The sequence below is a fragment of the Cellulosimicrobium sp. 4261 genome (assembly GCF_040546915.1).
GTDB classification, from domain to species: domain Bacteria; phylum Actinomycetota; class Actinomycetes; order Actinomycetales; family Cellulomonadaceae; genus Cellulosimicrobium; species Cellulosimicrobium cinnabarinum.
This window is the reverse complement of record NZ_JBEPOQ010000001.1, coordinates 288,199-301,824: the sequence shown is the minus strand read 5'-3', so window position 1 is coordinate 301,824 and position 13,626 is coordinate 288,199. Positions and strand designations below refer to the sequence as shown.

The window sequence follows — 13,626 nt, the reverse complement described above, 5'->3', positions numbered from 1 at the left end:
GCTCCTTCGGACCACGACGGCCCGGCGGTCCGGACCGCCCGACGGCGGTGCCGTCAGGACCTCGAACGTATCCTCGCGAGGCCCTGCGCCGGACCGGCCGAAGGTCCCGACCTGGCGGGCCCGATCCGGGCCCGGTCCAGGCCTGACGCAGGCCCAGCGGGACGCGCGCGCCGGACGCGACGGACCCGGGGCCGCGCGCCACGGCGGGCGCACGACCCCGGGTCCGGGGGAGCGGCACGGTCAGCCGCAGGCGGGCTGCCCGTGCTCCGGTGTCGCGACGGTCTCGCGCTCGTCGGCGTCGTCGGACGGCGTGGCCGTCGTGGTCACGGGGCCGGTCGTGGCCCCGCGGACGGCGAACGACTGGTACGCGTTCTTCCCCGGGGCGACCGCGGGGAAGCTCTTCGCGCCCCACGGGGTGGCGACCTCGACGTCGAGCGGGACGTCGTCGTCGTTCACGACGCGCACCGCCACGTACGCCTTGCCCGCGAGGCACCGCACCTCGGCCGTCGCCGTCACGGCGACCCCGGGGTGGGCCGCGGGGTCCGCGGCGCCGGGCGCGAGCACGCGCAGCGCCGTGAGGCCCGGGTCGCCGTCGCGCCACGACGTGCTCAGCGCGACGTACCGGGCCGTGCGGTCCACGGCGAGCGCGCCGCGCACGTCGCCGGTGCCGATCGTCCCGACGTCGGTGAACGTCAGGCCGTCGTCGCTCACCGAGACGACCGACTCCGGCGCGCCGCCGCGCTCCCACGCGGCGACGACGGTGCCGATCTCGCGCGGCGCGCCCAGGTCGGTGACCATGCGGCCGTCCGGTCCGGGCACCCACGACGTCGCGGCGTCGCCGTCCACGGCGAGCGACGGCGACGTCATGCCGGCGGGCAGCACGGACGCGGGGAACGTGAGCGTGCTGAGCGCGTGGTCCGCGACCGGGAACGGGGTCGCGTCCCGGAGGGTGACGCGCGTGCCCGACGGCGTCGCCCCGACGGTGCGCGTCGCGCCCGTCTCGGCGTGGTGCAGCACGACCGGCGCCCCGTCGCCGCTGACGCGGAACGAGCGGGCGTCGTCGACGGCGACCGTGACCCCGGAGGGGGTCTGCCCGGCGGGCGTGGCGACCGTCGCGCGCGGGGCGAGGACGACGGCGTCGCCCGCGGGGACCGTGACCGCGAGCGTCGAGGCGTCCGACCCCACGGCCTGGGTGCCGGCGTAGACCGGGACGGCCCCGCCGTCGTGCGGGACGGTGAGGGTCGTCGCGACGTCGGCGCCCGTGAGGTTGAACGCGACGACGTACCCGTCGACCGCGCTCACGAGCACGCCCGCCGCGTCGGCCGTGGGCACGCGAGCCCCGGCCTGTGCGGCCGTGGCCGCGGCGTCGCCCGGGACCATCTCGACGAGCCGGGGCCCGGTCGCGCCGTCGGTGAGCCGCACGACGTGGCGCGTGTCCGTCGCGCGCGAGACGGTCACGGGGGCGTCCGAGCCGCGCACGACGAACCCGGCCTCGCCCTCGACGTTGAGCCAGTCGCCCTCGCTGCTCAGCACCTGGTCGCCCGTGTACCGGAACGACGCGGCGTCGTGCCACGTCTGCCCGTCGAGCGACGTCTGCACGCGGTACTCCTGGCCCGCGGCGACCTCCCAGCCGAGCTGGACCTGGCTCACCGCGGTGGGCGCGCCGAGGTCGACCTGGACCCAGGAGTCGGGCCGCGTGCGGTCCGCGACCGCGACGGCCCAGCGGGTCGTGGCGGAGCCGTCGGTGACGGCGCTCGCAGGGTTGGACCCGTTGGCGCTCGACGCCGTGGCCGCCTTGCCCGCGGCGACGTCGGTCCCCGTGGGCGAGAACGCGCGCAGGTGGTAGAGCGAGTATCCGTAGGCCGCGTCGCCGCGCACGCCCTGCATGCGGACGTAGCGCGTCGTGACGGGGCCGGGCTCGTCGGCGCCCGCGGGCGTGAGGTCGACGGTGTCGAGCCGCGCGACGTTCACGTCCGCCGGGGCCTTGCCGTAGGCGGTCGCGGTGGTCCAGGTCTCGCCGTCGGTCGACGTCTGGACGAGGTAGCGCGCGCCCGCGCTCGCCTCCCACGCGAACCGCACGCCGCCCACGGTGGTCTCCTCGCCGAGGTCGACCTGGATCCAGGAGTCGGGGCGCGTGCGCTCGCCGACCGCGACGGCCCAGCGGGTCGACGGGTTGCCGTCGGTCACGCGCGCCGCGGTGCGGCCGCCCGCCGTGTCCTGGCTCGACGCGGTCGCGACCTTCCCGGCGGCGAGGTCGGTCGTCGACCGCTCGTCCCCGTAGGCGTGGAACGCGAACATCGAGTAGCCGTACTGCGGGTGGCCCTGCTGCCCGAGGAGCCGGACGTACCGCGCCGTGACCGGCGCGAACGACAGGTCGTCGACGCGCGCGGCCCTCGCGTCCGCGGGGTCGACCGGACGCGTCACCGGGAGCGTCGCGGTGGTCTCGCCCTCGGCGGTCGTGTAGGTGCGCGACCCGTCGAGGCCCGAGTAGCCGTTCATGTCGAGGTTGCGGACCGACAGGCTCGCGTCCTCCGTGCCGGCGCCGGTCGACGCGTAGACGGCGGCGCCCGTCGGGAGCGTGACCTGGCCCGCGTACCCGCCGCCGACCCGGAACACGGACGACGTGCCCTCGAAGCCGTCGCGCGGCCCGGTGTACGTCCGCACGTGCCGGTCGTCGACCGTCGCGCCCGTGGTCGGGTAGAGGAACGGGGTCGAGCCGGAGACGTGGAACAGCCACGAGTCGTGCGCCGGGACCCAGGGGAACTTGACGAAGCCCTTGCGGCTCGACGCCGCGGCCCACGCGTCCGCCGTCTGCTGGACGGTCAGGCCGGGCCCGGCCCCGAAGTCGCGCACGCCGGAGAGACGCTCGAAGAACTCGTCCTGCGGCGTCGGGTCGACGGGACCCTCGGGCGACTCGGCGGCCTCGACGTGCAGGAGGTAGGAGATCGCGATCTCCGCGCGGGCCTCGGGCTCGTACTTGGGCTCGCCGGAGAACTTCGCGAGCCGGTAGACGGGCGCGTACGACTGGTAGTCCTCGAGCGCCGCGGCGAGGTTCGCCTCGGCGCGCGCGGCGTCGGGGTCGCGCAGGACCTGGCCGAGGAACGCCATGGGGATGGCGTCACGGCCGTAGAGGAACTCGCGGTCGGCGACCATGGGCATGAACGGCTCGCCCGCGTCGGACATGACGAGCTTGATGGACTCCCAGAGCTCGGCCGAGTTCGGCTGGTGCAGCAGGATCTCGGGGAGCGGCTCGTCGCGCAGGAGGAAGTGGATCGCGTTGCGGCCGCCCGAGCGCCAGATGTCGGACTGGTAGTGCGGCCCGAACGACCCGTGGTTCTCCACGAGGTACGTGTCGTGGATGGTCTGCATGGTGTTCGTCGACACGGGCTTGCCCGCGACGACGGCCGGGTTGTTCCGGTCGGCCGTCGGCTGGCCCGCGGCGTTGCGGCCCCAGTCGCCGAGCTGCTCGGCCCAGCGTGCGGCGTCGGCGTCGTCGGGGGCCCAGGCGAGGCCGGGCGCGAGGGCCTGCGTGTAGACGCCGACCTCCTCCTGCGCGGTGTCGCCCTCGTGCTTGCCCGTCGGCCAGTCGGCGGTCCACGACCCCGAGAGCGGGTCCTTGCCGAAGTCGAGGTCGGCGGTGTACTTCGACTGGCCCGTCGCGATGGTGGTGAGGTTGGCCTGCGTCGTCGCGTCGAGCTCGTCCCACAGCAGCGTCCCCGCCGCGAGGAAGTAGGACTGGAACGTCGAGTCCCAGAACAGCTTCTTGCCCCACGTGCCTGCGGGGTCGACGAAGCGGTTGGTCGCCGCGTAGTGCCGGATCGTCGCGAGCGTGCGGGCGCGCAGCGTCTCCTCCGGGACGCCCGCGAGCTCGGCGTCGTACTCGCCGTGGGTCAGGAGCACGGCGTTGCCCAGCACGACGGCGAAGTTGAAGTCCTTGAGCTGGTACACCCCCGCGGACTCGTCCCAGACGGTCTCGACCCAGCGGGTGTGGCGCAGCAGCGCGCCGTAGTAGTCGGCGGCGGTCGCGTCGGGGGCGCCGTACGCCGGAGCGGCGTCGACCGTGGTCGACGCCGGGGCCGCGGGCGGGGAGGCCGGCGCGCCCTGGGCGGTCGCGGGGGCCAGGAGGAGGGAGCCGGCCGTCGCGAGCGCGAGGGCGGCGGTCGTCGTGCGGCGCCGAGCGCGGCGCACGGCAGGGGGCGGGGCGGGCGATCGGGTCATGGTGCGTGTCTCTCGTCGTCGTCGTCGGGAGCGGGTCCGCCGGGGACGGCGGTGCGGCGCGGGTGGTTGCCGAGGGGCCAGGGGTGCGGAGCGCCGGTGCTCGCCATCCTGACAGCGCTGTCTGGCTGTGTCCAGGGGTTCCGGAGAACTGCTGCGGGTGATCCTCGGCGGTGCGGGACGAGCGGAGGCCCGCCGGGGAACGTGGTGCGACCACGCTCCCCGACGGGCCTCCGGGCGGCGGACGACGCCCGGTCGGGGCTCAGCCCTTGACCGAGCCCGACATCAGCCCCCCGACGAAGTACTTGCCGAGGACGATGTACACGAGCAGCGTCGGGAGCGACGCGAAGAGCGCGCCGGCCATGGAGACGCCGTAGTTCTGCAGCAGCGCGCCGTTCGCGAGGTTGTTCAGCGCGAGCGTCACGGGGCCGTTCTGGCTGGAGGAGAAGAACACCGCGAAGAGGAAGTCGTTCCACGCGGACGTGAACTGCCAGATGAGCACGACCACGAAGCTCGGGATCGAGATCGGCAGGATGATCGACCAGTAGGTGCGCAGCATCCCGGCGCCGTCGACGCGCGCGGCCTCGACGAGCTCGTGCGGCACGGTCATGTAGTAGTTGCGGAAGATGAGCGTCGTGATCGGGATGCCGTAGATGACGTGCAGCAGGATCAGGGACGGCACGCCGCTCGGGATGCCCAGGCCCAGCACGAGCTGGTTGAGCGGGATCATGACGGCCTGGTACGGGATGAACATCCCGAAGAGGATCAGCGTGAAGACGATGTTCGCGCCCTTGAACGACCAGCGGGAGAGCACGAACCCGTTGAGCGACCCGAGGAAGGCCGCGATGATCGCCGACGGCACGACCATCTGCACCGTGCGCCCGATGGCGGGGGACAGCGCGGTCCACGCCGTCTGCCAGTTCTCCGTCGTCCACGTCTGCGGGAGCGACCACGCGCGCGCGGGCGACGCGTCGCCCGCGCCCTTGAAGCTCGTCACGAAGAGCACGTAGACGGGGATGAGGACGATGACGAGGAACAGGACCAGCGCCGCGTACTTGAGCGTGCGGCCGACGGAGAAGCGCTCGCGCGGCGTGCGGCGCGCCGGCTGGCGCGGCGTGCCGACGACGTCGGGGGCGGGGACGGCCGGCGTCGAGGTGGTCGTCATCGCTTCTCCTGACGGTTGGTGCGGATCAGGTAGGGCACGATGACGACGGCCACGATGATCAGCAGGATCGAGCCGACGGCCGCCGCGTTGGCGTAGTCGAAGCTCGACTTGAAGACGTACATGTCGACGGCCGGAACCTTGGTCTGGTAGTTCGCGGGCTTCGAGATCGACATGATGAGGTCGAACGCCTTGAGCGACATGTGGCCGATGATGATGAGCGCCGAGAGCGCGATCGGCGAGAGCTGCGGGAACAGCACGTGGCGGTACAGCTTCCACTCGCTCGCGCCGTCCATGCGGGCGGCCTCGCGCAGCTCGTCGGGGATGCCGCGGAACCCGGCGAGGAACAGCGCCATGACGTACCCGGAGAGCTGCCAGATCGCGGGGATCGCGATCGCCGTGATGCCCCACGTGACGTTGTTCCACCAGTTGTTCTGCAGGAAGTCGAGCCCGACGATCTGGAACAGCCGGTTGAGGCCGCTCGCCTGCTCGCCCTGGTTCGAGTTGAGCAGCCAGCGCCACACGACACCGGACGCGACGAACGACACGGCCATGGGGAACAGGTAGACCGAGCGGAAGATCCCCTCGCCCTTGACGGGCTTGTCCAGCATCCACGCCCACAGGAAGCCCATGAGCATCGTGCCGGCGAGGAAGACCACCGTGTAGAGCACGAGGTTCTTCAGCGAGTGCTGGAACGCCTCGCTGCCGAGGAGGGCCGTGTAGTTCTCGAACCACACGACGACCGAGGGCTTCTGGCCCGTGGCCTGTGCCGCGGTGTGGTTGTCCGTGATCGACGTCCTGAAGTTCGCGCCGATCAGGCCGTAGACGAACACGCCGACGAGGATCAGCGAGGGGGCGAGCAGCAGCAGCGCTGGGCCGGCTCGTCGCAGTGACTTGAGCATGGTGGGTCTTCCCGGTCGTGGAGTGCGGAGGACGCGGCGCTCGGGAGCGCCGGCGTCCCCGGGGACGTGTTCCGCTCGCGGGGCTGCCGCGCGCCGTCGGGACGTGCCCGACGACGCGCGGCGGCTCCGTGGAGCGGTGTCAGCCCTGTGCGGTGGCCGCGGCGAGCTCGGACTGGTAGGTCGCGAGGTCGGACCCGCCGGACGTGAACTTGCTCGTCGCGTCGGAGATCGCGTTGAGCGTCGCGACCGGGGCGGCGGCGCCGTGCGCGAGCGAGGAGACGATCGTGTCGTTGCCGAACGACTCGATCGCCGTCTGCTGGTACTCCGAGAACTCGGCCGGGTCGGCGTCGGTGCGAGCCGGGATGGATCCCTTGGCCTTGTTGAACGCGACCTGGCCCTCGAGCGAGCCCACGGTCTCGAGCCACGCCTTGGCGCCGTCGGGGTGCGGGGCGCCCACCGGGAGGGTGAACGAGTCGGCGAGGAAGTCGAACACGCCGTCGGTACCCGGGACGGGGAACGCGGTGAAGTCGGTGCCGAGCGTCTTGCCCTGCTCCTCGAACGCCGCGACGGCCCAGTCGCCCATGACGTTGAACGCGGCGTTGCCGTCGATCACCATCTGGGTCGCCTCGGGCCAGTCGAGCCCGTCACGGTCGGTGTTGGTGTAGCTCATGAGCTTCTCGAAGTCCTCGAGGGCGGCCGTGACCTCGGCGCCCTCCCAGTCGGTCGAGCCGTCCCACAGGCCGTTGTAGCCCTCGGCCCCGAGGTCCGCGAGGAGCACGGTCTCCAGGAGGTTGACCTGGGTCCAGGTCGTCGCGACCGACAGCGGCGTGACGCCCGCGGCCTTGAGCTTGTCGAGGTCCGCCATCCAGGCGTCGAGGTCCGCGTAGGTCGCGGCCGGGTCGACGCCGTTGGCCTCGAGGACCGTCGGGTTCGCCCAGACCACGTTCGCGCGGTGGATGTTCGACGGGATCGAGTAGATCGCGCCGTCGTCGGACTTGAGGCGGTCGACGAGGTCGGCCGGGAAGACGTCGGTGAGGCCGAACTCGTCGTAGAGCGAGGAGACGTCCTCGATCTGCGCGGCGTCGATGTAGTCCTGGAGCTCGGCACCGGCGTGCGCCTGGAACGTGTCCGGCGGGTCCTGGGCCTGGAGGCGGGACTGGAGGAGGTCCTTGGCGGCCGAGCCGGCGCCGCCGGCCACCGCGCCGTTGATGAACTCCACGTCGGGGTGCTGCTCCTCGAACACGCCGACCAGCGCGTCGAGACCGGCCTTCTCGGAGCCGGCGGCCCACCAGGTGAAGACCTCGACCTCGTCGCCGCCCCCCGAAGCGCCCCCGTCACCGGTGCCCCCGTCACCGGAACCACCGCCGCTGCACGCGGCGAGTGCGAGACCCACGAGGGCGGCCGTCGCCACCGTCGCGCTCGTCCTGCGATCGATTCGCATCGTGATATCCCTACGCCTTCTTCGGTCGTGGGGGACCGGCGGGACGACCACGTCGCACCGGCCGGGCGCACCGGCGCGCCCTCGAACCCGAGGCCCATACAACGGCGCCCGACCCTTGATGTCAAGAAATGAACGCAAGCGTCGCTGAATCGTGATGTACGCGTCAGGAGATGGATCCAAACCCCGCGGCCGTGCGGCGACCATCATTCTGACAGCGCTGTCCGATCCTTGTCGAGCCGTCCGTCCCCACCTGCACGGCGAGGCGTCCCACCAGGACCGGCGCGTCCCGGCGGTATCCTGACCGACGTGCGCGCTGACCGGGTGACACCGGGCTCGCAGACTTCACTGCGTGAGGCCAACCGAGCCCGGATCGTGAGCGCCGTCCAGCAGCGTGGCTCCCTCACGCAGATCGAGCTGGCCGGCGTCACCGGGCTGTCCCCGGCCACCGTCTCCAACATCGTCAAGGAGCTCACCGGCGCGGGCGTCCTGCACACCTCGCCGTCCACGCGCAGCGGGCGCCGCGCCCTCCAGGTCACCCTCGCGCGCAACCTCGGGCTCGTCGCGGGGGTGCACTTCGGCACCCGCTCGATGCGCGTCGCGCTCGCGGACGCGTCCATGCGCGTGCTCGCCGACCAGCGCATGCCGCTCGCCCCGGACCACCGCGCGGACACCGGCCTGCAGCGCGCCGCGCTGCTCGTCGGGGAGATGGTCGCGTCGGTCGACGCGTCCCCCGAGGAGCTGCTCGCCGTCGGTGTCGGGGTGCCCGCCCCCGTGGACGTGCGCGCCGGGCGCATCGCGACGGTCGGCATGATGCGGGGCTGGGACGGCGTCGTCGTCCCCGAGCTGCTCGAGGCCGAGCTCGGCGCGCCCGTGACGGTCGACAACGACGCCAACCTCGGCGCCCTCGCCGAGACCCGGTTCGGGGCGGCCGTCGGGCACGACGCCGTCGCCTACCTGCGCGTGTCCCACGGCGTGGGCGGCGGGCTCGTCCTGGGCGGGCGCGTCGTGCACGGCCGCGCGGGCGTCGCGGGCGAGATCGGGCACGTGACGATCGACGAGAACGGCCCCGTGTGCCGCTGCGGCAACCGCGGGTGCCTCGAGATGTACGTCGGCGCGGGCGTGCTGCTGTCCATGCTCTCCGAGAGCCGCGGCCACCTCACGCTGCGCGACGTCATCGCGCGCGCGCAGGAGGGCGACCCCGGCTGCCGCCGCGTCCTGTTCGACGCCGGGCAGCACCTCGGCGTCGCGGCCGCGAACCTGTGCAACCTCGTCGACCCGGAGATCGTCGTCGTCGGCGGGCAGCTCGCCGAGGCGGGCGAGGCCCTGCTCGGTCCGCTCCGCACCGCGCTCGAGCAGCGCACGGTCCCCAGCACGGCGGGCCCGGTCGAGGTCGTCGCGTCCGAGCTGGGGTCGGCCGCCGAGGTGCGCGGCGCGCTCGCCGTCGCGCTCGACCTCGCGCGCGTGAGCGGTTCCCTGGGGGTGAGCGCATGACGGGGGCCCTCGTCCGGGCCGGGGGCGCCCGCCGTCGCGCGCGGGGCGCGGTGACGGCGGCTGTCACGGCGGTCGTGCTCGCCCTCCTGGCGCTCGCGGGCTGCGCGCCGTCGGAGGAGCCCGCCGGGCCCTCGGAGGGGACCATCGGGCTCCTGCTACCCGAGGCCAAGACCGCCCGGTACGAGACGACCGACCGCCCGACCTTCGTCGGGGTGGTCGAGCGGCGCTGCCCGTCGTGCGAGGTGCTGTACGCGAACGCCGCCCAGGACGCCGCGAACCAGCAGCAGCAGGCCGAGTCGATGCTCGCGCGCGGCGCGGACGTCCTCGTGCTCGACGCGGTCGACGCCGTCGCGGCGGTGAGCGTCGTCGCCGAGGCCCAGCGCCTCGGCGTGCCCGTCATCGCCTACGATCGCTTCGTCGACGGCGCGAACTACTACGTCTCGTTCGACAACGAGCTCATCGGGTACCTCATGGGGGAGGCGCTCGTCGGCGCGGTCCTCGACCGCGCGGAGCAGGACCCGCCGGCGCAGGGCCGGCGGCCGGGTGTCCTGCTCGTGCAGGGCTCGCCGACCGACCCGAACGCCGCGGAGCTCGCCGCCGGCGCCCACCGTGCGCTCGAGGGAGAGGACATCGACGTGCTCGCCGAGTACGACACGCCCGACTGGAGCCCCGACAAGGCGACCGAGTGGGTCGAGGGGCAGCTCACGCAGTACCCGGGTCGCGTCGACGGCGTCTTCGCGGCGAGCGACGGCATCGCGGGCGGTGCCATCGCCGCGATGAAGGCCGCCGGCCTCGACCCGGTGCCGCCCACCACGGGTCAGGACGGCGAGCTCGCGGCCGTCCAGCGCGTCGTCTCGGGCGACCAGTACATGACCGTCTACAAGGCCACGACGCAGCAGGCGCGCACGGCCGCCGAGCTCGCCGTGCGGGTGCTGCGCGGCGAGGACCCCCGCGCGACCGTGGTGATCGACGGCGTCCCGAGCCTCCTCCTCGCACCGCGCGCGGTCGGCGTCGACGACGTCCAGCGCGTCCTCGTCGACGGCGGCGTCTACACGGTCGACGAGATCTGCACCCTGTCGTACGTCGACGCGTGCGTCGACGCGGGTCTCCTGGAGGCGGCGCCGTGAGCGCCCCCGTCCTGACCCTGCGCGGGGTCTCGAAGAACTTCGGCGGCGTCCGGGCGCTCGTCGACGTCGACGTCGAGGTGCGCGAGCACGAGGTCCTCGCCGTCGTGGGCGACAACGGCGCCGGCAAGTCGACGCTCGCGGGCGTCGTCGCGGGCGCGTTCCGGCCGGACGCGGGCGAGGTGCTGCTCGACGGCGCGCCCGTCGTGCTCGACTCCCCGGCGGCGGCGCGCCAGCACGGGATCGCGGCGGTGTTCCAGCAGCTCGCGCTCGTCGACGACCTCGACGTCGTCGAGAACGTGTTCCTCGGCCAGGAGGTCCTCCGCGGGCCGTTCCTCGACGAGATCGCGATGGAGCGCGAGGCATGGGGTCTGCTCGACCAGCTCGCCGCGACCGTCCCGTCGGTGCGGCAGCCGGTGCGCACGCTCTCGGGCGGCCAGCGGCAGGTCGTGGCCGTCGCGCGCGCCCTCCTCGGGTCGCCGCGCGTGCTCGTCCTCGACGAGCCGACGGCGGCGCTCGGCGTCCGGCAGACGGCCGAGGTGCTCAACCTCATCGAGAAGCTGCGCGAGCGCGGGCACGCCGTCGTCCTCATCAGTCACCAGGCGGGCGACCTCCAGGCCGTCGCCGACCGCATCCTCGTGCTGCGGCTCGGCCGCGTGCACGGCGAGTTCCCGGGCGACACCTCCTACGAGGACCTGCTCGCCGCGATGACGGGCGCCGTGCGCCCGGCGCGCCTGGGCGGTACGGGCAGCAGCGCGGGCGGCGCCGAGCGCGAGCGGCGCACGGGCGGCACCGGGGCGGTGCACCGATGAGCGTCCCCGGTCGCGCCTCGGGCGCGGCGATCGACCGGCCCGCGACGGGCGCGCTGTCCGGGTCCGTCGTGCAGCAGCTGCGCGGCGCGCACCTCGGCATGCTGCCCATCGTCGCCGCGCTCGTCCTCATCTGGGTCGTGCTCGGCGCGATCAACCCGGCGTTCCTCTCCGCGGAGAACCTCGTCAACCTCACGCTCCAGAGCGCCCCCACGGGGATCATCGCGCTCGGCGTCGTGCTCGTGCTGCTCGTCGGCCAGATCGACCTGTCGGTCGGCTCGGTGAGCGGGCTCGCCGCGGCGGTGCTCGCCGTCGGCACGGTGGGGCTGGGCTGGCCCGTCGGGGTCGCGATCGTCGCGGCGCTGGCCGTGGGCGTCGTCGTCGGGCTCGGCTACGGCCTGCTGTCCACGCGCCTCGGGCTCGCGTCGTTCGTCTTCACGCTCGCGGGGCTCCTCATCTTCGCGGGCGTCCAGCTGCGCGTCCTCGGGCCCAAGGGCTCGATCAACCTGCCGTTCGAGTCGTGGCTCGTCCGCACGGTCCAGCAGGGCTTCCTCGCCCCCGCGGTCGCGTGGGGCCTCGTGGTCGTGGTCGTGGCGGGGTACGCCGCGCTGCGCGTGACCGACCACGTGCGCCGGGTCCGGGCAGAGCTCCCGAGCCCGGGCCTGGGCCGCATCGCGGTCCGCACGGCGGTCCTCGCGGCGGTGCTCGTCGCGACCGTCGCGTACCTCGGCACGGCGCGGGGGATCGGCTACACCGTGGTGCTCTTCGTGGCGCTCGTGGTCGTGGTCGACGTGCTGCTGCGCCGCACGCGCTGGGGACGCTCCGTGCGCGCCGTCGGCGGCAACCGGCGCTCCGCGCTCCTCGCGGGCGTCGCCGTGCGCCGCACGGTCGTCTCGTGCTTCGTCGCGTGCTCGACGTTCGCCGCGCTCGGCGGCGTCCTCGCCGCGGGCCGGCTCGCGGCGGCGAACCAGGGGACCGGCGCGGCGGACACCTACCTGACGGCGATCGCGGCCGCGGTCATCGGCGGCACGAGCCTGTTCGGCGGGCGCGGGAGCGCATGGTCGGCGCTGCTCGGCGTGCTCGTGCTCCAGTCCATCGCGAACGGGCTCACGCTGCTCAACCTCGACACGGCCACGCGGTACATCGTGACCGGAGCGGTCCTGCTCCTCGCTATCGTCGTCGACATGCTCATTCGTGGTCGACGGGAGGTCTGAGATGGTGATGCAGGGGGAGAGCGCGGGGACGGTCCCGCCGGGCGAGGTCGGGGTCATGGTGCCCGACACGCCGACGGAGGCGGCCGTGACGCGTCCGCACGGCGGACGTGGAGGCCGGCGCCCGACGCTCGCCTCCGTCGCGGAGGCCGCCGGCGTGAGCCTCAAGACGGCGTCGCGCGTCCTCAACGACGAGCCGAACGTCGCGCCGCAGACGCGCGCCAAGGTGCAGGAGGCCGCGCAGCGGCTCGGCTTCCGGCGCAACGCCGTCGCGGCGGACCTCGCGCGCGGCGGCTCGTCGCGGCTCGTCGGCTTCGTCACCGGCGACCTCGCCAACCCGTTCTACTCCGCGCTGGCCAGCGGCATCGAGCGCGAGCTCCGCCACCACGGCCTCCAGCTCATCACCACGAGCTCCGACGAGGAGCCGGAGCGCGAGCGCTCCCTCACCGAGGCGCTCGTCGAGCGCCGCGTCGGCGCGCTCGTCGTCACCCCGACGTCCACCGACCACTCGGCCCTGCGTCGCGAGCTCGACGACGGCCTGCCGGTCGTGTTCATCGACCGGCCCGCGCGCGGCGTCGAGGCGGACACGGTCGTCATCGACAACCGCGGGGGAGTGCGCGACGCCGTGACGCACCTCCTCGCGCACGGGCACCGCCGGATCGCGCTCGTCGGCGACGTGTCGCGCCTGTGGACGTTCCAGGAGCGTCGCGACGAGTTCGTCGCGACGTTGCGGGCCGCGGGCGTCGAGGACCCGGCGCGGTACGTGCGCGACGGCGCGCACGACGCCGACCTCGCGCGCGTGTTCGTCGCGGAGCTCCTCGCCCTGCCGGAGCCGCCGACGGCGCTCGTGACGGCGAACAACAAGATCACGGTCGGCGCGCTCCACGCGCTGCGCGACCGGGCGTCGTCGGGCGACGCGGCGGACGTCGCGCTCGTCGGCTTCGACGACTTCGAGCTCGCTGACCTGCTGCACGTGACGGTCGTCGGGTACGACGTCGTCGAGATGGGCCGGCAGGCGGCGGCGCTCGCGGTGTCGCGCGCCGAGAACCCGGAGCTCGCCCCGCGGCTGGTCGTGGTGCCGACGGAGCTCGTCGTCCGGGGCACGGGAGAGGTCCCCGGCCCTGCGGTCTGAGCGTGGCCGCGGTGCTCGTGCTCAGTGTCGGTGCGAGCACGGTCGTGCCGACGCCGTGCGACGTGCTCGGCGGTCGAGCGGATGGCGCGAGAGCCACGCTGAGCGTGACTTTCGCGCCAAGGGGGCCTCTCGCCCGTGC

General features: G+C 73.9%; 9 protein-coding genes. 5 read left to right on the top strand and 4 right to left on the bottom strand.

The annotated features are described in order from the left end of the window. Window positions 1-240 precede the first annotated feature (240 nt). The 4 genes from ABIE39_RS01345 to ABIE39_RS01330 form a co-directional block, all read right to left on the bottom strand. On the bottom strand, window positions 241-4,218 hold the full coding sequence (locus ABIE39_RS01345) for a discoidin domain-containing protein (protein WP_354050081.1): 3,978 nt from the start codon (window positions 4,216-4,218) through the stop codon (window positions 241-243). A gap of 259 nt (window positions 4,219-4,477) precedes the next feature. Beyond that, window positions 4,478-5,380: a carbohydrate ABC transporter permease gene (locus ABIE39_RS01340; protein WP_209828146.1), complete on the bottom strand. Its 903-nt coding sequence runs from the start codon at window positions 5,378-5,380 to the stop codon at window positions 4,478-4,480. Then, complete coding sequence (locus ABIE39_RS01335; RefSeq protein WP_021482933.1) at window positions 5,377-6,279, bottom strand: carbohydrate ABC transporter permease; 903 nt, start codon at window positions 6,277-6,279, stop codon at window positions 5,377-5,379. The genes ABIE39_RS01340 and ABIE39_RS01335 overlap by 4 nt, the downstream gene beginning before the upstream one ends. A gap of 139 nt (window positions 6,280-6,418) precedes the next feature. Beyond that, the gene (locus tag ABIE39_RS01330) at window positions 6,419-7,720 is read right to left on the bottom strand and encodes an ABC transporter substrate-binding protein (protein ID WP_061267179.1); all 1,302 of its coding nucleotides are present in this window, start codon (window positions 7,718-7,720) and stop codon (window positions 6,419-6,421) included. Between the two features lie 372 nt (window positions 7,721-8,092). On the opposite strand from ABIE39_RS01330, the gene ABIE39_RS01325 reads away from it, so the two are divergent. The 5 genes from ABIE39_RS01325 to ABIE39_RS01305 are packed head-to-tail and all read left to right on the top strand — an operon-like array spanning window position 8,093 to window position 13,487. Beyond that, the gene (locus ABIE39_RS01325; protein ID WP_081599862.1) at window positions 8,093-9,211 is read left to right on the top strand and encodes an ROK family transcriptional regulator; all 1,119 of its coding nucleotides are present in this window, start codon (window positions 8,093-8,095) and stop codon (window positions 9,209-9,211) included. Continuing rightward, window positions 9,208-10,338, top strand: coding sequence for a substrate-binding domain-containing protein (locus tag ABIE39_RS01320; RefSeq protein ID WP_354050078.1), 1,131 nt, complete (start codon window positions 9,208-9,210; stop codon window positions 10,336-10,338). The genes ABIE39_RS01325 and ABIE39_RS01320 overlap by 4 nt, the downstream gene beginning before the upstream one ends. Continuing rightward, the gene (locus ABIE39_RS01315; protein ID WP_081599863.1) at window positions 10,335-11,147 is read left to right on the top strand and encodes an ATP-binding cassette domain-containing protein; all 813 of its coding nucleotides are present in this window, start codon (window positions 10,335-10,337) and stop codon (window positions 11,145-11,147) included. The genes ABIE39_RS01320 and ABIE39_RS01315 overlap by 4 nt, the downstream gene beginning before the upstream one ends. After that, entirely contained in the window at window positions 11,144-12,358 is a 1,215-nt protein-coding gene (locus tag ABIE39_RS01310) for a sugar ABC transporter permease (RefSeq protein ID WP_043652990.1), read from the top strand. Before ABIE39_RS01315 ends, ABIE39_RS01310 begins: the two co-directional genes overlap by 4 nt. Before the next feature lies 1 nt (window position 12,359). Continuing rightward, on the top strand, window positions 12,360-13,487 hold the full coding sequence (locus ABIE39_RS01305; protein WP_198285591.1) for a LacI family DNA-binding transcriptional regulator: 1,128 nt from the start codon (window positions 12,360-12,362) through the stop codon (window positions 13,485-13,487). Window positions 13,488-13,626 lie beyond the last annotated feature (139 nt).